The following is a 20,584-nucleotide window of genomic DNA, read 5'->3' on the forward strand; positions in this document are numbered from 1 at the left end:
AGGATTTCTCGGTCGGTGGGTCTGCGCCCATTCGGTCCGGTCGCCGAGTGCGTCGGTCGGTCGGATACCTGTTTCGGCGGCGATGTGCATCGGTTGGGTTTGCGGGTCGGTGCCGTAATCGCCGCGGTATCGATCGCGCAGTACGCGACACTGACCACCCGTGCACCGCTGGCGGAGTATCGGATCGAGTTCGGCGAGCTGCTCGACGCCGCGGGCCGACCCGAGGAGGTTACCCAGCTCGGGCTCGGCTTCGGCCGGGCCCGAGCGAGCATCACGAGTTACACCAATTCGGGTACGCGCAGGTGAGCGAACGGCAATTCGAACTCGCCGACATCGGTCACTTCCATACCGGCTTGCCCGGCGATTCGGTCCCGCATGGCGGTCGCCTGGTCGCGGTTGCGTTCCATCGCATCGGCGGTGTCGAAGGTGACAGACGAAACGCCCCGCCCGGATGCCCGGTCGATCAACAGACTCGCGCTGCAGAACCCCTCGAGGCGTTCCATTCCGGCCAGGGCTTGAGACTTGTAGGTCTCGATCGCCGAGTCGACTCGAGCCGGGTCCATCTTGGTCCAGGCCACGCGGGCACAAGCGCCTTCCTGTGAGCGGTGGTCACGGTGCAGGACGGCGATCTCCCATTGCTCGACCTGTGCGCCGCCGCCGAACGCCTCGGCGGCACGATCTCGAATCGAGCGAACTCGGTCTGCGCTATCGCGCATCGCGGCCTCGGATTCCCATGCCGATGTCGCGATGCACCGGCCGGACCGGCGATCGGTCAGCAACGAAAGTCCGATACAACCGGGTATGTCTTCCATCGCGGGCATCAACTGGTCGCGAACGTGCGCGATCCCGGCATCTATCGCGGAGGGTTGCGCCTGAATAGTGGTAGAACGTGCGTACACGGTCCACCCCCTCTCGGGGTGTTCAGGGCAGCGCCCCGGTGGCGCCACCGGTACGTTCACACTGCTCCGCCGCGGTCGCTATGGCAATAGCGCGTCGGCCTTCAGCACACTCTGCGCAATCTGCCGTTATCGACGGTGGGGTGCGGTTTTCGTACTGTAAATCGGTCGCACCTCACCGACGCCGAGGAGTCGGCTGTGGCGAGGCGCTATATCTGTCACTTCGGCAGGATTTTTGTCGCCGGCCGTGGTCGTCGTCCGGTCGGTGGCTGGGTGGGCGTTGATCGAATTCCCTTTGGCAAGATTGGTGTTCAGCGATCCGCACCGGAGAGGGCACAGATGACCATCCTGGTAACCGGGGCCACCGCAAACATCGGCCGCAAGGTTGTCGACCACCTGCTCGCCTTGGGCGCCACCGATATTCGCGCGCTCACCAACAACCCGCGCAAGGCCTCGCTGCCCGCCGCGGTGCAGGTGGCCGAGGGCTACCTGCGGCGACCGGACACCCTGCCCGCAGCGTTCGCGGGGGTGGAGCGGATGTACCTGGCGCCCACAGCGGACAGTGTGACCGAGGTGCTCGCACTGGCCCGCGCGGCCGGTGTGCGGCATGTCGTCGACCTGTCCGGTGAACCGGAGAGCTGGTGGGGCACGGTCTGCACGGCTGTCGAGGACAGCGGCTTGGCGTGGACCCACCTGTGGCCCGGTGATTTCATGGAGAACTCCCTGATCTGGTCGCAGCAGATACACGAAACCGGCGCTGTCCGGGAACCGCGGCCCGACGCAGCCAGCGCGCCCATCGCCATGGACGACATCGCCGCCGTCGCCGCCACCACCCTGCTGGCCGACACTCATCTCGGCCGCGCCTACCCGCTGGCGGGGCCGGAGATCCTCACCCGCACCGACCTCGTCCGGCACCTCGCCGATGCACTCGACCGCGACATCGCCTTCCACCGGTCCTCGCGCGAGGACACCATCACCGCCCTGACCCCCACCATGGGCGACACCGCGACCTGGTACGTCGACAACGTTCTCACCAGTTTCGACGTGCCGACCGAGGCCCTGCCCATCACCAGTGTCCAGGACATCACCGGCCGACCCGCGATGACCTTCGCTCGGTGGGCCGCCGACAATGCCGCACGCTTCACCGCCGACTGACACCACGCGCACCGGCGCGGCGTTCGCCGACCGCCCGGCACGACGCCGACCACCGAGAATCCGCCCGCAACGCCACCGCGCATCGTCGGAACCTGTGCCGGAACAGCGAACTCGGTCCACTGGTAGACATGCGACCACAGAGTCGAGACCCAGTACCAGCCGGACATCCGAGCACATCCCCCGGACCGCTCGCTGAGCGTGGAGATCGGTGACAACTAGCCTGCCGATCCAATGACAGAAATGCTGCCTCGCCTACCGAAAACTACCAGCACCGCAGCAACGTCAGTGACAGTTGTGGTGCTTTGTCACATCGGCCTGCTGGTTCGCCGCGCGTCGCGAGGCGATCGATCACGTGCTCGCGGCCATCGCGGCCTCGGCCCGGTCGTCGCGGCTGGTGTTGCGCGGAAGTCTGCTGATGCGAGCCTGGTTCGGCGCATGGGCGCGGGAGCCGGGCGATCTGGATTTCGTGGTGCGCCTCGAGCTGTGGCGGATCGGGGAACCGTCGTTCTTGGAGTTGTCCGAGCTCCGCGCGGCGCTGGCCTCGGGGGGTCTGCCCGCGGTAGCCGAACGGGTCGCCGAATCCGGCTGGTCGACCCTCGACAGGTGGTGTTGGTCCGCAGGCTGCTCAGGCGCGCCGAATGCTCGCTGCATCGGGCCGCCGACCTGGTGGCAACCATGCGGCGCGGGCTGGTGCGAACGGCGGGCGACTATCGCGGGCTCGGCGATCCGCATCGGATCGCGACGGTTCTGGCTCCTCACCTCTGAGCGCCGGGCTGGCCGTTTACGGTGGGGCGGTGGGTATCGAGTTGAGCCTTCTGGCGGATGTCGTGTGGCGTGGGCAGCAGGTTGCGGGGCCGCGGGTGCGGGCGTTGCTGGCGTTGCTGGCGATGGACCTGCGGGGTGGAGTCGGAGTGGCCAGGTTGGTGGACGGGGTGTGGGGCGAGGCGCTGCCGGAGAATCCGGGGAAAGCTTTGCAGGTGGTGGTGTCTCGGGCGCGGTCGCAGGTCGGCAGTGATGTGATCGCGAGTACGTCGAACGGGTACCGGCTGGCATTGAGTGCGGAGCAGGTGGATGCGGCGGCGCTGGAAATGCGGGCGGCGGCGGCCGAGCGGCATGCGCGGGCGGCAGATCATCGCGCAGCGCTGGATCAGGCCGAGGCCGGACTCGCGCTGTGGGACGGGCAGGTCGACGAGCTCGCGGATGAAGGAGACCCCCTATCCGTGTTGCGATTCGCGCGATTGCCCGCATATCGCACATTGGTTCGGGTGCGGGCGACGACGTTGGCTCGGCTGGGGCGGTACAGCGAGGCGGTTGGACCGCTGGCCGAAGTCGCTGGGGAGGCGCCGCGCGATGAGGAGGTGCTGGCGGAACTGATACGGGCAGAAGCGGATACCGTGGGTCCGGCCGCGGCGCTCGTGCGCTATGACGCGTATCGCCGGATGTTGCGCGACGAGCTCGGTGCGGATCCGGGAGACGCGCTGAAGGCGGTGCACCGGCAGCTGTTGCGCGCGAATGAACCCGTTGTGCGGCACGGGATTCGGCACGATCCGAATCCGCTGCTCGGACGAGCGGAGGATATCGCGACCGTCAGCGCGCTGCTGCGGACTTCGCGGGTGGTCTCGATCGTCGGGCCGGGCGGGCTCGGGAAGACTCGGCTGGCGCATGCGGTGGGGTTGGCGGCCGAGCAGCGGTCGGTGCACCTGATCGAGCTGGCCGGTGTCCTCGATCCGGGCGCGGTAGCCGCCGAGGTGGCGGGCGCGCTCGGGGCCGGTGACCTGAATCCGGCTGGAACACACACGGCTGCAACTGGATTGGTCGCCGGTATCGCGCGAAAGCTGGGCGCCGGTCCCGCCCTGCTGATTCTCGACAATTGTGAGCAGGTGCTCGCGGGCGCAGCCGAATTGGTCAGTGCGCTGGTGTCGTTGACCGGCGAGCTGCGGGTGCTGGTGACCAGTCGTGCGCCGCTGGGTGTGAGCTCCGAAGCGGTGCATTGGCTGCCCGCCTTGCCGACCGAGACCACGGTGGAGCTGTTCACCCAGCGTGCCAGGGCGGTGCGGGCGGATGTCGAATTACCGGCCGTGGACGTGGCGGCGCTGTGCGCCGAACTCGACGGGTTGCCGCTGGCGGTGGAACTTGCCGCGGCCCGAGTGCGGGTCATGTCCGTCGCCGAGATGTCACAGCGGCTGGGGGACCGATTCGCTTTGCTGCGCAGCGGATCCCGGGACGCGCCACAGCGACACCGGACGCTGCGTGCGGTGGTCGAGTGGAGCTGGAATCTGCTCGACGAGGCCGGGCGCGCGACCATGCGAATGCTGTCGGTATTTCCGGGCGGCTGCACCGCCGAGGCGGGAAGCCGGGTGCTGGGAGCCGATGTCGACGACACGCTGGACTCACTCACGTATCTGGTCGATCAATCGCTGCTGCAGAGCATCGAGACCGATTCCGGGATGCGATTCCGGATGCTGGAAACCGTCCGGGATTTCGCGGCAGTCGAGCGGCGCGAGGCCGGCGAGGACGAGCGCTCGCTGGACGAATTCCTCTCGTGGGCATGCGATTTCGCGGTGGCACAGAATCGGCACGCCTTCACCGATATCGCCACGGCGGGCATTGTGCGCGCCGAGCAGGACAATCTCGTATACGCCTTGCGCTGTGGACTGGACCGGGCGGACGGCCCGACCGTCGCCGCCACCTGGGCCGCACTGGGTTCCTGGTGGTTCGTGGGAGCTCACTACGCGCGGATTACCGAGTCGGCCCGCGAATGTGCCCACGTGCTTTCGCATTTCCGGCCGGAACCGGCGCTGGTGGAGGTGACCCGAACCGCGGCAACCGTGATCGCGCTGAGCGGTGTCACCCAGGGCGGATTCGAACGGCGGTCGGTGCTGGTCTTGCGGAGACTACCGGCGGCCGAGCCGGATACCCCGGTGCGCGCGATGGCCGCGATGTTCCTGGCCGCGCCCGAACTGCTCGGCCAGGGCTCCGCCGCCTTGGATCGCCTGTGCGCCAGCGAAAAACCGTTGCTCGCCGGGATCGCACACCTGCTGACCAGCGTGCGCGCCGAACAACTCGGCGACCGCGATACCGCGCTCACGGCCACCGAACGGATGCTCGCCGCCGTCCGGCACGCGCCCGGTGACTGGCTGCGATACCAGGCGCACTGCCGAATCGCCCGGCTGGCCTTGCTGTCCGAACGATCCGAGCAGGCGCAACGTGAATTCGAGCGAGCGCTGGCCCTGATCGAGCATGCGGGTCCACGCCCCGATCGCGCCGACTTCCTGGTCGGATCGGCCATGGCCGCACTACAGCTCGGGGATGTCGATGCGGCCCAGCAGTGGCTGGCCCAGGTGCCGGACCGCGCCGATCCGTTCGCGCACCCGTACGCACTGGTGGCCCACGCCGAAATCCGGCTTGCCCGTGGTGAAGTCGAGGGCGGACTGTGGCGGTGGCGGGAGATCGCCACACTGCTGTCGAGCACCGAGAATCCGTTCTATCGACCCGATCCGCGCAACGTGCAGGTGTGGGCGATGGAGGCGCATGCGGCGGCGGTGCTCGCGCACGCCGGGCACGACCGAGTGGAGCTGGTCGCCGATCTCGTCGAAGACCTCGCGGAACAGGTGAATTCGCTGTTGGAGCAGCCCGCGGCGCAACCGGCCGGATACCTCGCCGAGTTGACCGCCTGTGGAGCCGGGCTGCTGGCCTTGGCGATCGTGGACCTGCGCCGCGGCCGCACCACCGCTGGTGCCCGACTTGTCGCGCTGGCGCAACGGTTCGATCCGCCGCATCAGATCCATCCGACCATGTCCGGCCAGCGATCGCGCGAGGACGCCGAAAACGCCGATGGGGTGGCGTATGTCGAGGCTCGCTCGACATACGCCACCCTGGATGTTCCCGATCTGCGGTCCGCGGCGCTGCAGGCGCTGCGGGATCGGTTAACGACCGGGCTCGCGGTTCAGTAGCTTGCTCGCGCCGAAGAAGGCGGCGGCGGTAATGCCGACACACCAGGCGATGGCGATCCAGCCCTGATTGCCGATCTCGGTGCCGAGCATCAGACCGCGCAGTGTCTCCATCACCGGGGTGAAGGGCTGGTGCTCGGCGATCCAGCCCAGCCAAGCGGGCATGGAATCGGTGGGGACGAAACCGCTGCCGAAGAACGGCAGGATCATCAGCAGCATGGGCAGATTCGATGCAGTCTCGACGCTGTCGCTGACCAGGCCCATGAGCACCGCGATCCAAGTGATCGCCATGGTCAGCAGGGCCAAAATGCCTGCGGCGCCCAGCCATTCGAGCGGACCCGCGCTCGGCCGGAAGCCGACGATCACGGCAACGCCGATTACCGCCGCGATGCTGAGGAAGGTCTGCACCATACTGCCGACGACGTGCCCGGTGAGCAGGGACGGCCGGAAGATGGACATGGTGCGCAGTCGGGCCACGAGCCCCTGGGTCATATCGGTGCAGACCGATACTGCGGTTGCCGTCGCCGCACCCGCCACCGCCAGCAGCAAGATGCCGGGAGTCACATAATTCACGTAATCGGCACGCCCGCCGGAACTTCCGAGCCCGGCACCGAGCGTGCCACCGAAGACGTAGACGAACAGCAGCAGGAACACGATCGGTCCGATGACCAGCGGCACGGTCATCGACGGGTACCGGACGATGTGCATGAGGCTGCGGCGCACCATCATCAGCGAATCGGTCATGGCGTATTTCACGGTGGTGGTGCTCATCGCACGGACTCCTTCGGCTGGCCGGTGAGGGCGAGGAAAACATCGTCGAGATCGGGTGTGTGGATGGAGAGTTCAGCCGCCTGGATGGACGCGGCGGACAACCGGTCGAGCAGGGTGTGCAGCGAGTCGACACCGCCGTCGCTGGGGATCTGCAGCGTCAGTTCGTCCTCGTCGCAGGTACCCGCGCCGAGCAGCTTCTCGGCCGCGGCCAGTGCGCGCGGCTCGGTGAACCGCAGGCTGACGTGGCCGCCGGGGACCAGTCGCTTGAGCTCTTCCGGGGTGCCATCGGCGACTACCCTGCCGCCATCGATCAGCGCGATCCGGTCGGCGAGTTGATCGGCTTCCTCCAGGTACTGCGTGGTGAGGAAGACGGTGGTCCCGCCGGCGACCAGTTCGCGCACCAGGCGCCATACCGCGCGGCGGCTGCGTGGATCGAGTCCGGTGGTCGGCTCGTCCAGGAACAGCACCTGCGGATCGCCGACCAGGCCCATGGCGATATCCAGTCGGCGGCGCATACCGCCGGAGTAGGTGGATGCGGGCTTATTCGCGGCATCGACCAGATCGAACTGTTCGAGCAACCGGGTAGTGCGCTGTTTGCGCTCGGACCGCCGGAGGTGGTGCAGGGTGGCCATCATGGCCAGGTTTTCGGCGCCGGTGAGCAGATTGTCCACGGCCGCGAACTGGCCGGTGACACCGATGGCGGCGCGGACGGCATCCGGATCGTCGACGACGTCGTGGCCCGCGACCCGCAGGTCGCCGCCGTCCGCGCCGATCATGGTGGACAGGATCTGCACGGTGGTCGTCTTCCCCGCGCCATTCGGGCCCAGCAGCGCGAAGATCGTCCCGGCCTCGACCTGTAGGTCGATCCCGCCGAGTACCTGGTGATCTCCGTAGGATTTGCGCAACCCCTGCACTGTGATCGCCGGTGGGCGCCTGTTCGCCGTCATCTGTTCCTCCTCGTTTCCGCGACCCTGCGGTCGTCGTTGAGGAAAGAGTGCGCGCCCCCGCCTTCACCGCGGTTCCGTCGCGGTTTCATCCGGTTTCAGCCGACGCGCAGCCGCAGTTTGGGACGGTGAATCAGCAGGCCGGGCCGGCCACCGCCGCCGAACTGCGGATGCTGCTCTGCGAGCTTCGCGCCGCCGTCGATGCTCGGCGCTCCGCGCATGATCCAGACGTGGGCGCGAAGGCCGCAGTGAGGAGGGCTATTTCGTGGCCGCCGCAAGTTCGATCAGACGGGCGCGGACGATGTCGGGGCGTTCGTCGGCAACGAAATGTCCACAGCCGGTGACGGGTTCGAAGGTGTAGTCGTCGGCGCGGGCGGTGTCGGGGGAGGCGAGGGAATGGTGGACTGCGACGTCGTCGACGCCGAAGACCGCGCGGATCGGAATCGTCAGGCGGCGGCGTTCCGGATTGCGTGCGGCATGGGGGATTTCGCGCAGCCAGAACGTTCGGTAGGTGTCGGTGGCAGCGCGGGCACAGACCGGATCGCGGAAGCGGTCGGCGAAGATTCGTACCGCCTCGGGGCCGAAAGCGCCGTGGTCGGTGATCGCGCCGCCGATGATCCATTCGAGGAATTTGGTGCGCTGTTGCAGCGGCACACCCGCGGTGGCGACCAATGGTTGATAGGCGAGGAAGCGCCAGAGGTGTCGCAACACCGTCGATACCGGAACCCAGGGATGTGCCATATTCAGTACGAGGTAGCCGTCGAAGCGCTCGGGTTCGCGCAGCACCATGCGATATCCGACGTAGCCGCCCCAGTCGTGTCCGACCAGTAGCACGCGGTCCAGGCCGAGCACATCGAGGAGCGCGAGCACATCGGAGGCGACATCCTCCTTCGCCCACCGATGCGGCGCGGGGCCCGACCAGCCGTAGCCCGGCAGGTCGGGCGCGATGATCCGGAGTCCATCGGGCGGGTCGGCGAGCAGCTCCCGGTAGGCGTAATGGTGCTGCGGCCAGCCGTGCAACAGCACGACCGGCCGACCGTCGACCGGTCCGGCCTCGGTGACGTGGAATCGGACATCGCGGGCGGTCATGAACGACCGGCGCACACCGGGGATGACTGGCGGTTCGGAGACAGCGGTACCGTCGGTGACAGGCATATTGTCACGATAGTTCGCGCGGCGTCTGCCGAACCACCTTCCGTGGGTGGATCCGTACGACCTTCTGTGGGCGGATGGCGAACTCTGGACCACGATCAACCGGCGGGTCACACTGGAGGTGTGTTCCAGCGGATCGTGGTGGGATACGACGACTCGCCCGGCGCCCGCGCGGCTCTTCGGATAGCGCTCGAGTTGGCCGCCGCGCACAAGTCCGCGCTCACCATCGTCGCCGTGGAGGAGCATCGGCCGCTCTACCGGCCGGTGATCGGCGAGATCGAGGAGGAGCGCTCGGTCGAGGAGGAGGCCAGCCACCGCTGGCTCGAAGCGGCCGCCACAGCGGCCGCCGAGCGTGGCATCGCCATCCATGCCGAAATCCGCGCCGGGCACCCCGCACATGAACTCGCCGTCGCCGCCACAGACCATGAGGCGGATCTGCTGATCCTCGGCCGCAGTGGCCATTCCGCGATCTGGGGCCGCTTCATCGGTGCGATCGCCGAGAAGGCCGCCCGCCACGCCGACTGCTCGGTCCTCATCGCCCAGGACGGGCACGCACGGAAGTGAATCGGGCTTGCCACGAACTGATCACGTGGTGCTCGCAGGGACAAGTTCAGCGATGAGTTCCGCTACCCGCCTGCGGATTTCGTTGCGGATCGGGCGAACGGCCGCGATGCCCTGACCTGCGGGATCGTCGAGTACCCAATCTCTATAGCGCACACCGGGGAAGAACGGGCAGGCGTCGCCGCAGCCCATGGTGATAACGACGTCGGATGCCTCGACGACATCGGCGGTGAGGATCTTCGGGGACCGGTTGGCGATGTCGATGCCCAACTCGGCCATGGCCTCGACCGCGGCCGGATTGATCGAATCGGCCGGTGCGCTACCCGCGGAGCGGACCTCGATGAGGTCACCGGCCAAGTGATCGAGGAAGCCCGCTGCCATCTGCGAGCGGCCCGCATTGTGCACGCAGACGAATAAGACGCTCGGCTTGGTTGCTATGGGCTGGTTGGCCTTTCGAACGGGCTCATCAGGTACGTCGATATGGGTGGGGCAGGTCATGATGAGCTCCGGTGCGCGAGCGGGGCGCCATCGTGGGTGACGACGTCGTCTGTGGTAGCGGGGATATCCGGGTACAGCCAGGTGATGAGGGCGAGTCCACATGCGGCGCCGACGATTTGGGCGGCAATGTAGCCGGGCGCGGAGCCGGGGGAAATTCCTGCGAAGGTGTCGGAGAAGGTGCGGCCGATGGTGACGGCCGGGTTGGCGAAGGAGGTGGAACTGGTGAACCAGTACGCCGCTCCGATGTATGCAGCGACCGCTGCCGCGGATAGGGCTGCGCGGCCGGTACGCGCGAGGGCGAGGATGACCGCGATCAACCCGGCGGTGGCGACGATTTCGCCGACCAGATGACCGGTGGTGCTGCGGTCGTGCGTGGACACCTGTACGGCATCGAGGTCGAACATGACATTCGCCAGTACCGAACCGAGTATTGCACCGACTATTTGGGCGGGGATGTATCCACAGAGTTCGCCGCCCGGGAGTCCGGTGCCGCGACGGCGGCCGAGCAACCAATCGGTCACCGAGACAACCGGATTGAGATGCGCGCCGGATACCGGACCGAAAACCAGGATCAACACCCCGAGCCCGAGGACGGTCGCGGTGGAATTCTCCAAGAGCTGTAGTCCGATGTTGCCCGGCGAGAGTTGCTGGGCGGCGATCCCGGAGCCGACGACAACGCACACCAGCAGCAGGCTGCCCACGAACTCGGCAGCCAACCGTCGCGGGTAGGTGGCGCTCATCGGTCCGCCGATGCGGCTTCGCGAACGCCGCCGAGCAGGTGCGAAAGCCGATCGAGGATGGCCGGTTCGACTCGGTAGTACACCCATGAGCCGCGGCGTTCGCTGGACAGCAGTCCGGCCTCGCGCAGCACCTTCAGGTGGTGGGAGATGGTGGGCTGGCTGACGTCGAATCCAGCGGAGATATCGCAGACGCAGGCTTCCCCGCCGCTATGGCTCGCGACAACGCTGAACAACCGCAGCCGCACCGGATCGGATATGGCCTTGAATACCGCCGCCAATTCCGCCGCCGCCCGGGCGTCCAGTGGTTCCCCGACCAACGGTGTGACCGCGCACAACGGGATCGACACGTCGGTGATCGGCAACTTCTGTTTAGACACCCATCGATATTGATGACTATCGATATCAGAGGCAAGCCAACAGTTGGTGAACTACGTCTCGTCGAGCCGTTGCGCGATGAGCGGCATCGGAAATCCGCCGCGAACGGTACATTTCCGGTATGGCACTGCCCCCGGAATTGCTCGATATCGCCGAGCGAGTCAACAACTGGGGCCGTTGGGGTGACGATGACGAGATCGGCACGCTCAATCTCATCACCGACGAGGTCGTCCGGAACGCTGCCGCGACCGTGCGCACCGGACGGCGCGTTCCGCTCGCGGTCCCGTTGTGGCAGAACGGGATACAGACCGGGCTGATACCGGGCCGGGTGAACCCGTTACATTCGATGATCGCGCTGAACTGGGAGATGTTCGGGCCGGGGTTGGTCGCAACCAGTGACGACGTGGTGACCATGGGATTGCAGGCCGCCACCCACTGGGATGCGCTGACGCACATCTCGCACTCCGGCCGGATCTACAACGGGCGTGCGGCCGACACGATCACCGTGCACGGCGGGGCCGCCTTCAGCGGAATAGATAAGGCCCGGCATATTGTCTCGCGCGGTGTGCTACTCGATGTGGCATCCGCCCGCGGAGTCGATCGCCTGCCCGGTGACCATGCCGTCACGCCCGAGGATCTGCAAGCCGCCGAGGAGTTGGCACATACGCAGGTTCGTGGTGGGGATGTGGTGCTGGTGCGGACCGGGCAGATGCAGCTGTATCTGGCGGGCGACAAACAGGGGTATGCCCTACCCGCACCTGGTCTTTCGGTCCGCTGTCCCGAGTGGTTCCACGCCCGTGATGTCGCGGCCGTCGCGAACGACACCCTGACATTCGAGATCTTCCCGCCGGAGATCGAGCACGGGTGGCTGGCGGTGCACGCGCTGCATCTGGTCGAGATGGGCATGCTGCAGGGGCAGAACTGGAATCTCGAGGAGTTGTCGCGAATCTGCGCCGAGCAGGGGCGCTACGAATTCCTGCTCAGCGCAATGCCCGAACCATTCGTCGGTGCCACCGGAACGCCCGTCGCACCGGTCGCAATTCTCTGACCGCCGCGGACCTGCATGACCCATGATCGGAACACGACACGCCGAACCAACTCGGCGGCGCTGAAAACGAGGTGAATCGAGCACTACCCGCACGGTAGGAATGGCTCATGCCGTCTGAATTCGCCCCGGGTTTGTTCGCAGGACAGGACCTCGCGGCGCGCGTCGAGCACGCTGAACGGACCCTGATCGAGGAAGGTGCACGCGCGGCCGCGCACCGGCTACCACGGGAGCAAGTGCTGCTGCACCCCATCGGCAGCGGCGTCGCGGTGTGGGCGGGCGCTGGGTCGCCGCTCGACAAGGTCGTCGGTGTCGGTATGGGCGGTGCGTTCGACGACGCCGAGCTCGATGCCGTCGAACAAGCCTTTGCCGAGCGCGGCGCACCGGTCCAGTTCGAGGTCTCGACCCTCGCCGATCCCGCCGTCGTCGAATGTCTGACCCGCCGCGGCTATGTGCTGTTCGGCTTCGAGAACGTCCTCGGCTTGCGACTCGACCCGGACCGGCAGGCACAGGTAGCCGACGGCGTGCAGATCCGCGATGTCGGGCACGAGGAATTCGATACCTGGGTGAACGTCGTCGTCGACGGCTTCGCCACGCCGGACACCCAGGGCGTCGCCTCGCACGAGGAGTTCCCGCGCGAGGCGATCGAGCGCGCCGAACGGGATCTCACCGCGACAACCGGCTTCGTCGGTTCGCTGGCGTGGATCGACGGCGTACCTGCCGGTGGCGCGAGCCTGCGCCTCAGTGACGGCGTTGCCCAACTATGCGGTGCGGCAACCCTGCCCGAATTCCGCCGACGCGGTGTGCAGGGCTCGCTGCTGTCGATGCGCCTCGCCGCCGCCGCGGCCGCAGGCTGTGATCTCGCGGTGGTGACCACGCTGCCCGGTTCGAAGTCACAGCAGAATGTCCAGAAGCTGGGCTTCCAGCTGCTCTATCCGCGCGCCATCCTGGTTCGCTAGTACCGGCCGAAGGCGAGCGCGACATTGTGCCCACCGAAACCGAACGAGTTATTGATCGCGTACTCGATCTCCTGCGAGCGCGCCTCGCCGTGCACCACATCGAGATCGATTTCGGGATCGAGGTTTTCGAGGTTCAGGGTCGGCGGGACGATGCCGTCGCGGATGCTGAGCACGGTCAGGATCGATTCGAGTGCGCCGACGGCGCCGATCGAATGTCCCAGTGCGGATTTCGGCGCGTAGACCGAGGCGTGGTTGCCGACGGCCTTGTTGATCGCGTTCGCCTCGGCGGTATCGCCGACCGGAGTCGCGGTCGCGTGGGCATTGATGTGGGTGATGTCCTTCGGCGTCAGACCGGCGGTCTGCATCGCCCTGGTCATCGCCCGTGCGGCACCATCGCCCGTGGGGTCGGGTGCGACCAGATGGTAACCGTCGGAGGTGATACCGGCGCCCAGCAGCCGCGCGTGGATCGTCGCACCGCGCGCCTTCGCATGTTCCTCGGATTCGAGGACCATCAGCGCACCGGCCTCACCGAAGACGAAGCCGTCGCGATCCTTGTCGAACGGACGCGAGGCGCCCTTCGGGTCATCGTTGCGGGTGCTCATCGCGCGCATCATGGTGAACGCCGCGATCGGCAGGACGTCGATGAAACCCTCCACACCACCGGTGACGACCATATCGGCATCGCCCATCGCAATCATGCGCCACGCGTTGACAATCGCCTCGGAACCGGACGAGCATGCCGAGACCGGAGTGACCACTCCTGCCCGGGCCTTCAGTTCGAGGCCGACGACGGCCGACGGGCCATTGGGCATGATCATCTGCACGGCCAGCGGCGAAATCTTGCGGTAGCCGCCATTCTTCAACTTGTGGTTCGCGTCGGTGATCGCATCCGCACCACCGAGTCCGGTGCCGATCGCCACACCCAGACGCTCGGGATCCACCTCCGGACTGCCCGCATTGCGCCACACCTCGCGACCGAGGACGGTCGCGAGCTGCTCGACATAAGCCATCCGGCGCTGCTCGACCCGGGTCAGCAGGGTGTCCGGCCGAACCTTCAGGTGACCGCCGATGCGCACCGGCAGGTCGTACTCCTCGACGAACGGATCCTCCAGCACCTCGATTCCGCTCTCGCCATTGAGGAGTCCCTTCCACGTGGCATCGATATCACCAGCGATCGAGGTGGTCGCCGCGAGGCTCGTCACGACAATGTTCGGGAATCGCCCATCGGCGGCAAAGAGGTTGCGCACGAGTGTCACTCCTGGTTTTCTCTTCCGGTAACTCGGGTTTCGGTGTCCTGACGAGTGCCTTATGCGAAGCGCACAGGCGTACGACGGGCTGCGGCGGCCCGACATCGTTGTCGAGCCGCATCGCCGCCGGCGATTTTCCGATACTGGGCAATGTGTCGAAACGCAGTGCTGAGCAGGCATTTTCGCCGGACATCGTTTCCGGACGAGCTTACCGGCGCCGCATGATCACGGTATGCCCGTCGTTACGAACCTTCGGGCCGGCTCTTGTGGGAAACCTCCAAAGTTGCAGGAACCGCGCGCATCCGCGGCGGGATCGCGCGTAGTCTGCTGGTCCGCTGACCGGTTCTCCCTGGCCGATTCGGTCGCCAATACTCGTGCCGATGTGCAATCTTGTTATTGCACAACCGCATTGAAAGGGCTGCTGGCCCGGCGAGTTTTGGTAGGTCGCCCGAGCGGCACCGGCAAAGGGGTGTGGCGAGATCATGGTGTCGTCGAACGCAGCTGAGTCCGGCGGCAATACCGGCGCGCTTCGCACCGGCATGCGCCGAAGCCGGAACCGTTCGGCTGCTCCGCTGTGGCCGGGCATGATCTCGCCCGGACAGTCACCACGCGTACTACCCGGGCCGCGCCCGGCCCGCCGGAAGAGACGCCCGCCGCGTCGGCCCTGGCTGGTCGGCAGCGCGGCATTCTTCGGGACGCTGGCCGCGGTGGCGCTGGTGTTGGTGTACACGGCCGAGGCGAGCAATACCCGTCAGTCGACGGCGACGATCACCGATCCGGTGCTCGGCGGCGGCCCCAACTGCGAACCGACCCGCACCGAACAACTGGTGCGCGGCAACGGCACCGGTTCGACCAGGTCGGGTCCGGATGTGATCCTCGCTTTCCAATACGCCTACTACGTCACCAGGTCCGGCTCGGACGCCCGGTCGCTGACCACCTCGGACGCGGGGGTGTCCGCGATCCAGTTGATCGATGCCGGGATCAAATCCGTTCCGCTCGGCACCCAGCACTGCGTGCTGATCACGCCGATGCTCGATGGTCGCTTCGATGTCGTGATCACCGAGATCCGCCCCGACTCGACGGTGCGCACCTACCGGCAGTTCGTGAGTGTCGCACCCCGCGACGGCATTACCGTCATCACCAAGATCACGCCGCCGTCCTGATCGACGGTGGCGAATCGCCGAACGGCCGAGCTGGTTCTCTGCGAAGTTCAGCGTCGTCCGGCAGGCAGGCCAGCGGCGGTCGCGGCGTCGGCCAGCACCGTTTCCAACATCTCGGGGGTGAGTCGGCCGGTGAAGGTGTTCTGCTGGCTGACGTGGTAGCAGCCGAACAGGTGCAGTGGCGCGCGGTCGTCGGCGGTCGGCGCACAGACGATATGGGCGCCGTGCCCGAATTTGGGACGCGGGCGTGGCACGATCCAGCCCGACGAAGCGAGCGCGGGAAGCAGCGCCTGCCAGCCGAACGCACCGAGTACCACCACCGCCCGCAATGTCGGTGTGAGCAGACCCAATTCGGTTTCCAGCCAGTGCCTGCAGCGGTCCCGCTCGTCGGGGGTCGGCTTATTGTCCGGCGGTGCGCAATGCACCGGCGCGGTGACGCGCGCGCCGATGAGCCGCAGCCCGTCATCGCGGTGCACCGCCGTGGGTTGATTGGTCAGCCCGACGTTGTACATGGCCGCATAGAGGAAATCGCCACTGCGATCGCCGGTGAACATTCGGCCGGTCCGGTTGCCGCCGTGCGCGGCCGGAGCGAGGCCGACGACGAGTAGCCGAGCGTCATCCGGACCGTAGCCGGGAACCGCTCTGCCCCAGTAGGTCTCGTCGCGGTAGGCGGCGCGCTTCTCCCTGGCCGCCCGCTCCCGCCAGGCGACCAGTCGCGGGCAGGCGAAGCAATCCGCGACCGCGGCGTCGAGTTCGGCGATGTTCTCGCACACGATGGCTATTCGATCACAGGGATGTCGGACGATCGGCAGCAGACGAAGCATCATGTCCAGGATGCATCGATAGCCACCCATTTGCGTACAGGTCGCACGACCAGTTCCGCCGGCCGGTGAGCGGTGGGTAACGACCCGGACATGTGAGTCTGGCCACCGGGGACGAGTTGATAGCATGGCCTTTCTGGCCGACCGGATGCGGGCAACGCCCCCGGGTTCACCTCGAAAGAGTCCTTCCATGCAGTTTGAAATCGTCGAGCGAGACGAGACGTGGGTTGCCGGGTTGCCGGTGCGCAGCCCAAAACGTGCGCTCGGGGAACTGCGTGATCACGATCTGGAGGCCGCGTGGGCGGCGGTACTGCATCAGGAACTCGGCGGCCCGCTGGCCAGCGCCTATACCGACTACAGCGGTGAACTCGGCACCTACAACACCCAGATCGTCGGCTATGAGTGCGCGGCCTTCGGCGATGTCACCCGCGGTCACTTGGTGGCGCGGCTGCCGCGTGGCACCTATGCCCGCTTCTCCTCGGTCGGTAACTTCCCGCAGGTGATGACCGACCTGTGGACGCAGATCGCCTATGCCGAGGAGCACAACCAGATCAAACGCACCTACACCGGCGATTTCGAGTGTTATCCGCATGCGTACAAGATCGATCTCTACCTGGCGGTCGATGCGCGGTGAGTGAGCGCAGCGAACGAACCATGTCGCAGGGCATCTCAGGCCGCAGCGGCAGCGAGGCGCGGTCATGACCTATGTGATCGTGGTGCGCCGTGAGGCCATCTACGGCGGCTTGGTGGTGCCGCGGGTACGCCCGAGCTTCAAGGTCAGCAATAGCGACCTGATCGAATTCCTCAAAGATCGGCTGCGCGACCGCGCGGGTGCCGACCAGCCGATGTACACGGTGTATGCGCCGGATCCGGCAGGGAATTACAACGCCGTTGTCTGTTTCGAGTACGCGGATCCGAGTGCGGTTCCGGTCGGCGATGTACTGGTCAAGGTGCCCAAGGGTGTCTACGCTCGGTTCGAGCCGAACGGGGATTATCACGATCCGGTCGAGGATGTCTGGGCCCAGGTCGACGATGCTACGGCCTCCGCCGAGATCACCCGGGCCTACCGGGAGGAGATCGAGATCTGGCGCGGGCCGGAGTCGGTCGAACTGTTCATCTCCATCCTCGTCTAGCGTTGCTGAACGTTAGCTACGTCAGTACCGACTGGTCTCCCTCTTCTGTTCGACGGCTTGTTCGAGCCTTCTGACCTGCGGTGATTTCGGGTCGACCAATTAGTTTTCGGAAGATTAACCAGACGGCTGGTCAATTCATGTCGGATGACGGATACTGCCCTAGGCAAACTCACCCGATCGGCGAGTCGTTTGGTGAGTTCGCCAGACCGGCTCGATGACCGCGCGGATGTGCGGTGGCAAACGGAGTAGGAACACATGACTGTCGAAACAATCGCAGTCGGCCCCGGGGGCACACGCGATGCCGAGGTGTTGCGGTTTCGCGACATGCATTCCGGTTATGTCTTTCATGTCGCTACTCCGCAGGCTCATCCTGATCTGTGGCGCCGTTATCTGCGCGGTGCGCTCCAGGTTTACCGGCACTACGGCGTAGATCACGCTTTGGAATATGACAGGGTTGTCGACGGCCGTTCGACATCGTTGTTCTTCGCCGCCGTCGACTCGTCCGGCGCGGTCGTCGCGGGATTGCGGGCGCAGGGTCCCTACCGCGTTGCCGACGAGGTGCATGCACTCGGCGCCTGGGCCGGTCGACCCGGTGCCGCCGAATTGCGCACGATGGTTGCTGATCGGATACCGGAGGGGGTTGTCGAGGTGAAAGCGGTCTGGGTCGCGCGGGCGACCGAGCAGCGCGCCGCGCTCGCCGCCGCGATGTCGCGATGTGTCGTTCACGCCGCGCGGCTGCTCGATGCCCGGTTCGGTTTCGTCACCACTGCCACGCGCAATATCGGTTTGTATCGCACGAGTGGTGGATATGTCGCCGATCGGATACCGTCGGTGCCCTATCCTGATGACCGCTATCGGACCATCCCGATGTGGTGGGATACCCGGACATATCGGTCATTAGCCAACAAATTGCAGAGTTCGTTGATCGCGCTGGAGCATGCCGCGCTCGATGCTTGGCTGACGCCGCATGGTCGCGCTCCCTCGGGTGGACCAGTGATCGGAGGACTGGCGCAGGCATGAACGGTGACCTCATCACGGACCACCGCCCGCTGATTCTCGACGAGATGGCCGTAGACGACGCGCAACTCCTCGTGCAATTGCGGAAATCGCCGCAGGTTCGCATTCTCGACCTCCGTGATGTGCTGCGCGCCGAACTCGTCAAAGTGCGCATGCCTCCGGCGGATCTCGGCGGCCCGGAAACCGACCGGTGGGTTTACTATCCGTGGCGACGCACACTTGTCGGGTTGCCCGGCGAAAAGACGTACCGGGCAATTCGATTGGACCGCAATCAGAACAAGCTCACCCGCGTCGAACAGCAACGCTGCGCCGGTCTCGCGATCGGTGTGGTCGGGCAGAGCGTCGGCCATGCGGTCGCGTACGCGCTGGCCCTCGAGGGCACCTGCGGTCTCCTGCGCCTGGCCGACTTCGACGATATCGAACTGTCGAATCTGAATCGGGTGCCCGGCGGGATCTTCGATATCGGGGTGAACAAGTCGATCGTGACCGCCCGCCGGATCGCCGAACTCGATCCCTATCTGCCGGTCGAAGTCCATACCGCGGGCGTGGACGAGGACACCGTCGACGAGTTCATGCAAGGGTTGTCGATCGTCGTCGAGGAATGCGATTCGCTCGATATCAAGTTCGCGGTCCGGGAAGGCGCACGGCGCCACGGCATTCCGCTGTTGATGGATACCAGCGATCGCGGCCTGCTCGATGTCGAGCGCTATGACCTCGAACCGACGCGTCCGCCGTTCCACGGTCTGCTCGGCGCGACCGTCGGTGCCGATCTGCGCGGGCTGTCCACCAAGGACAAAGCGCCGCACGTCATGCGGATCCTGGATCCGAAGGAGCTCTCGGCCCGGATGGCGGCGAGTCTGGTCGAGATCGACGAAACCGTGACGACCTGGCCGCAGCTCGGCGGCGATGTGCAATTGGGTGCGGCGATTGTAGCGGCGGCGGTGCGCCGGATCGGGCTCGGACAGAAGCTGTCCTCGGGCCGGACCCGATTCGATCTGGAGCGCGGGCTCGACGAGCTGGCCGAACCGGAACCCGGATGCGAGAAGGTGGCCGACGAATATCCGGCGTCGGAAGGTGTTGCGCCGGAATCGAACGGAACCGCTGTCGAAAAGGTGCTGGAGTGCGCGCAGCGTGCGCCGTCGGGGGGCAATACCCAACCGTGGTCACTACGGATCGAGGGCGATGACCTGCGGATCGGCCTCGCCCGAACGCGCTCGTCGGCACTGGATATCGGCTATCGCGGTAGCGCTGTATCGATCGGTGCGGCACTGCACAACGCCCGTGCCGCGGCAGCCGCGCACGGCATACTCGGCAACCATGAGTTCATCGAGGACGATGCGACCGCACTGACTGCGGTGCTGCGCCTGGGCAACCGTACCGATCCGGTGCTGGCCCGGGACTATTCGGACGCGCTGATCCGCGAGACGAACCGCCGCCTCGGCACGGGCGCACCGCTGGCCGACCACGTCCTGCCCGCATTGCAGGTGGCCGCCGCCGATGCGATGGTTCGTGCGGTCACCGAACCCGACCAACTCGCGATCGCGTCCGCGCTACTGTCCGAATCCGATCGCATCCGCTATCTGACCCCGCGGCTGCACCAGGAGCTGTTCGGCGAGCTGCGCTGGCCCGGCGAGGATCCGCGCACCGGGATCGATATCCGCAGTATGGAACTGGCCGCCGACGAGCAGGCCAAACTCCGGATCGGGGTGCGCTCGGATGTCATGGATCGGCTGCGCGAATGGTCTGCTGGGGCCGCGCTCGGCGAGTACACCCGCGACCGTGTGCTGTCGAGTTCGGCGTTGCTGGCGGTAACGTTCCCGCGTCGATCCGGGTCCACATCGGTCTCACTCGCCGACTACGCGGGCGGCGGCGCGGCGGTGCAGCGGGTCTGGATCGAGGCGCAACGGCTCGGTCTCGCGGTGCAACCGGTCTCGCCGTTATTCCTTTATGCACGGCACCCCGACGAGCTGAAAGGGATTTCCCCGGATTTCGCGGATACACTAACGTCACTTCAGGGCCGTTTCCTGGACCTGCTGGGAGTGCCTGGGCATGAGATCATGGCATTGGTGCTTCGCCTGAGCTATGCGGCAGCAGCCACGGTCCGCAGCAGGCGGCTTCCAGTGCCGGGCGCGGGCAACCGCAGCTAGCGCGATCGGAGAA

The 20,584-nt window shown here is 66.4% G+C and carries 22 protein-coding genes; 12 read left to right on the plus strand and 10 right to left on the minus strand.

Annotated features, from left to right (window positions below; translation table 11 throughout):
* Positions 1-15 precede the first annotated feature (15 nt).
* Complete coding sequence (locus tag ACQP1G_RS05855; protein ID WP_433199104.1) at positions 16-306, plus strand: hypothetical protein; 291 nt, start codon at positions 16-18, stop codon at positions 304-306.
* Here ACQP1G_RS05855 and ACQP1G_RS05860 read toward each other — a convergent pair.
* Entirely contained in the window at positions 279-899 is a 621-nt protein-coding gene (locus tag ACQP1G_RS05860) for an antibiotic biosynthesis monooxygenase (RefSeq protein ID WP_433199106.1), read from the minus strand. The genes ACQP1G_RS05855 and ACQP1G_RS05860 overlap by 28 nt on opposite strands.
* A 336-nt stretch (positions 900-1,235) precedes the next feature.
* Here ACQP1G_RS05860 and ACQP1G_RS05865 point away from each other — a divergent pair, with 336 nt between their 5' ends.
* From ACQP1G_RS05865 to ACQP1G_RS05875, 3 genes are all read left to right on the plus strand, one after another.
* Positions 1,236-2,051: an SDR family oxidoreductase gene (locus ACQP1G_RS05865; RefSeq protein WP_433199108.1), complete on the plus strand. Its 816-nt coding sequence runs from the start codon at positions 1,236-1,238 to the stop codon at positions 2,049-2,051.
* Between the two features lie 603 nt (positions 2,052-2,654).
* Positions 2,655-2,816 carry a hypothetical protein gene (locus ACQP1G_RS05870; protein ID WP_433199110.1) on the plus strand — a complete coding sequence of 54 codons (162 nt, stop codon included), beginning with the start codon at positions 2,655-2,657 and terminating at the stop codon, positions 2,814-2,816.
* A gap of 29 nt (positions 2,817-2,845) precedes the next feature.
* Complete coding sequence (locus ACQP1G_RS05875; RefSeq protein WP_433199112.1) at positions 2,846-6,004, plus strand: ATP-binding protein; 3,159 nt, start codon at positions 2,846-2,848, stop codon at positions 6,002-6,004.
* Here the strand turns inward: ACQP1G_RS05875 and ACQP1G_RS05880 are convergent.
* From ACQP1G_RS05880 to ACQP1G_RS05895, 4 genes are all read right to left on the minus strand, one after another.
* Positions 5,978-6,772, minus strand: a complete 795-nt coding sequence (locus ACQP1G_RS05880) for an ABC transporter permease (RefSeq protein ID WP_433199114.1) — start codon at positions 6,770-6,772, stop codon at positions 5,978-5,980. The two genes, ACQP1G_RS05875 and ACQP1G_RS05880, sit on opposite strands and share 27 nt — an antisense overlap.
* Positions 6,769-7,719 (minus strand): ATP-binding cassette domain-containing protein, encoded by a 951-nt coding sequence (locus ACQP1G_RS05885; protein ID WP_433199116.1) that lies wholly within the window; start codon positions 7,717-7,719, stop codon positions 6,769-6,771. Before ACQP1G_RS05885 ends, ACQP1G_RS05880 begins: the two co-directional genes overlap by 4 nt.
* Positions 7,720-7,814: 95 nt before the next feature.
* Positions 7,815-7,937, minus strand: a complete 123-nt coding sequence (locus ACQP1G_RS05890) for a hypothetical protein (protein WP_433199118.1) — start codon at positions 7,935-7,937, stop codon at positions 7,815-7,817.
* Between the two features lie 37 nt (positions 7,938-7,974).
* Positions 7,975-8,871 carry an alpha/beta fold hydrolase gene (locus ACQP1G_RS05895; protein WP_433199120.1) on the minus strand — a complete coding sequence of 299 codons (897 nt, stop codon included), beginning with the start codon at positions 8,869-8,871 and terminating at the stop codon, positions 7,975-7,977.
* Positions 8,872-8,991: 120 nt separating this feature from the next.
* On the opposite strand from ACQP1G_RS05895, the gene ACQP1G_RS05900 reads away from it, so the two are divergent.
* On the plus strand, positions 8,992-9,432 hold the full coding sequence (locus tag ACQP1G_RS05900; protein WP_433199122.1) for a universal stress protein: 441 nt from the start codon (positions 8,992-8,994) through the stop codon (positions 9,430-9,432).
* A 21-nt stretch (positions 9,433-9,453) separates the two neighbouring features.
* Here the strand turns inward: ACQP1G_RS05900 and ACQP1G_RS05905 are convergent, their stop codons facing one another.
* The 3 genes from ACQP1G_RS05905 to ACQP1G_RS05915 are packed head-to-tail and all read right to left on the minus strand — an operon-like array spanning position 9,454 to position 11,044.
* Positions 9,454-9,867: an arsenate reductase ArsC gene (locus tag ACQP1G_RS05905; protein WP_433208195.1), complete on the minus strand. Its 414-nt coding sequence runs from the start codon at positions 9,865-9,867 to the stop codon at positions 9,454-9,456.
* 56 nt (positions 9,868-9,923) lie between these two features.
* Entirely contained in the window at positions 9,924-10,667 is a 744-nt protein-coding gene (locus ACQP1G_RS05910; protein WP_433199124.1) for an aquaporin, read from the minus strand.
* Entirely contained in the window at positions 10,664-11,044 is a 381-nt protein-coding gene (locus tag ACQP1G_RS05915; protein ID WP_433199126.1) for an ArsR/SmtB family transcription factor, read from the minus strand. Before ACQP1G_RS05915 ends, ACQP1G_RS05910 begins: the two co-directional genes overlap by 4 nt.
* A 119-nt stretch (positions 11,045-11,163) precedes the next feature.
* On the opposite strand from ACQP1G_RS05915, the gene ACQP1G_RS05920 reads away from it, so the two are divergent.
* Positions 11,164-12,090: a cyclase family protein gene (locus tag ACQP1G_RS05920; protein ID WP_433199128.1), complete on the plus strand. Its 927-nt coding sequence runs from the start codon at positions 11,164-11,166 to the stop codon at positions 12,088-12,090.
* A 107-nt stretch (positions 12,091-12,197) separates the two neighbouring features.
* Complete coding sequence (locus ACQP1G_RS05925; protein WP_433199130.1) at positions 12,198-13,046, plus strand: GNAT family N-acetyltransferase; 849 nt, start codon at positions 12,198-12,200, stop codon at positions 13,044-13,046.
* On the opposite strand, the gene ACQP1G_RS05930 is transcribed toward ACQP1G_RS05925, so the two are convergent.
* Complete coding sequence (locus tag ACQP1G_RS05930; RefSeq protein WP_433199132.1) at positions 13,043-14,293, minus strand: KasA/KasB family beta-ketoacyl-ACP synthase; 1,251 nt, start codon at positions 14,291-14,293, stop codon at positions 13,043-13,045. The two genes, ACQP1G_RS05925 and ACQP1G_RS05930, sit on opposite strands and share 4 nt — an antisense overlap.
* Positions 14,294-14,775: 482 nt before the next feature.
* Here ACQP1G_RS05930 and ACQP1G_RS05935 point away from each other — a divergent pair, with 482 nt between their 5' ends.
* On the plus strand, positions 14,776-15,456 hold the full coding sequence (locus tag ACQP1G_RS05935) for a hypothetical protein (protein ID WP_433199133.1): 681 nt from the start codon (positions 14,776-14,778) through the stop codon (positions 15,454-15,456).
* A gap of 47 nt (positions 15,457-15,503) precedes the next feature.
* On the opposite strand, the gene ACQP1G_RS05940 is transcribed toward ACQP1G_RS05935, so the two are convergent.
* Complete coding sequence (locus tag ACQP1G_RS05940) at positions 15,504-16,277, minus strand: uracil-DNA glycosylase (protein WP_433208198.1); 774 nt, start codon at positions 16,275-16,277, stop codon at positions 15,504-15,506.
* 187 nt (positions 16,278-16,464) lie between these two features.
* Here ACQP1G_RS05940 and ACQP1G_RS05945 point away from each other — a divergent pair, with 187 nt between their 5' ends.
* The 4 genes from ACQP1G_RS05945 to ACQP1G_RS05960 all read left to right on the plus strand — a co-directional run bounded on the left by ACQP1G_RS05945 (position 16,465) and on the right by ACQP1G_RS05960 (position 20,571).
* Positions 16,465-16,908, plus strand: coding sequence for a GyrI-like domain-containing protein (locus ACQP1G_RS05945; protein ID WP_433199135.1), 444 nt, complete (start codon positions 16,465-16,467; stop codon positions 16,906-16,908).
* Positions 16,909-16,972: 64 nt separating this feature from the next.
* The gene (locus ACQP1G_RS05950) at positions 16,973-17,407 is read left to right on the plus strand and encodes an effector binding domain-containing protein (RefSeq protein ID WP_433199137.1); all 435 of its coding nucleotides are present in this window, start codon (positions 16,973-16,975) and stop codon (positions 17,405-17,407) included.
* A 255-nt stretch (positions 17,408-17,662) separates the two neighbouring features.
* Positions 17,663-18,427: a hypothetical protein gene (locus ACQP1G_RS05955; RefSeq protein ID WP_433199139.1), complete on the plus strand. Its 765-nt coding sequence runs from the start codon at positions 17,663-17,665 to the stop codon at positions 18,425-18,427.
* Positions 18,424-20,571: an Rv1355c family protein gene (locus tag ACQP1G_RS05960; protein ID WP_433199141.1), complete on the plus strand. Its 2,148-nt coding sequence runs from the start codon at positions 18,424-18,426 to the stop codon at positions 20,569-20,571. The genes ACQP1G_RS05955 and ACQP1G_RS05960 overlap by 4 nt, the downstream gene beginning before the upstream one ends.
* Positions 20,572-20,584: the final 13 nt, after the last annotated feature.

Origin of the sequence: Nocardia sp. CA-107356, from assembly GCF_050946365.1 — a bacterium.
Taxonomy (GTDB): domain Bacteria; phylum Actinomycetota; class Actinomycetes; order Mycobacteriales; family Mycobacteriaceae; genus Nocardia.

Bases quoted from the DNA above. Each gene is read 5' to 3' on its own strand.
- ACQP1G_RS05865 (WP_433199108.1), top strand. From the start codon at position 1,236: ATGACCATCCTGGTAACCGGGGCCACCGCAAACATCGGCCGCAAGGTT.
- ACQP1G_RS05880 (WP_433199114.1), bottom strand. From the start codon at position 6,772: ATGAGCACCACCACCGTGAAATACGCCATGACCGATTCGCTGATGATG.
- ACQP1G_RS05885 (WP_433199116.1), bottom strand. From the start codon at position 7,719: ATGACGGCGAACAGGCGCCCACCGGCGATCACAGTGCAGGGGTTGCGC.
- ACQP1G_RS05890 (WP_433199118.1), bottom strand. From the start codon at position 7,937: ATGCGCGGAGCGCCGAGCATCGACGGCGGCGCGAAGCTCGCAGAGCAG.
- ACQP1G_RS05895 (WP_433199120.1), bottom strand. From the start codon at position 8,871: ATGCCTGTCACCGACGGTACCGCTGTCTCCGAACCGCCAGTCATCCCC.
- ACQP1G_RS05910 (WP_433199124.1), bottom strand. From the start codon at position 10,667: ATGAGCGCCACCTACCCGCGACGGTTGGCTGCCGAGTTCGTGGGCAGC.
- ACQP1G_RS05920 (WP_433199128.1), top strand. From the start codon at position 11,164: ATGGCACTGCCCCCGGAATTGCTCGATATCGCCGAGCGAGTCAACAAC.
- ACQP1G_RS05925 (WP_433199130.1), top strand. From the start codon at position 12,198: ATGCCGTCTGAATTCGCCCCGGGTTTGTTCGCAGGACAGGACCTCGCG.
- ACQP1G_RS05935 (WP_433199133.1), top strand. From the start codon at position 14,776: ATGGTGTCGTCGAACGCAGCTGAGTCCGGCGGCAATACCGGCGCGCTT.
- ACQP1G_RS05940 (WP_433208198.1), bottom strand. From the start codon at position 16,277: ATGCTTCGTCTGCTGCCGATCGTCCGACATCCCTGTGATCGAATAGCC.
- ACQP1G_RS05945 (WP_433199135.1), top strand. From the start codon at position 16,465: ATGCAGTTTGAAATCGTCGAGCGAGACGAGACGTGGGTTGCCGGGTTG.
- ACQP1G_RS05950 (WP_433199137.1), top strand. From the start codon at position 16,973: ATGACCTATGTGATCGTGGTGCGCCGTGAGGCCATCTACGGCGGCTTG.
- ACQP1G_RS05955 (WP_433199139.1), top strand. From the start codon at position 17,663: ATGACTGTCGAAACAATCGCAGTCGGCCCCGGGGGCACACGCGATGCC.
- ACQP1G_RS05960 (WP_433199141.1), top strand. From the start codon at position 18,424: ATGAACGGTGACCTCATCACGGACCACCGCCCGCTGATTCTCGACGAG.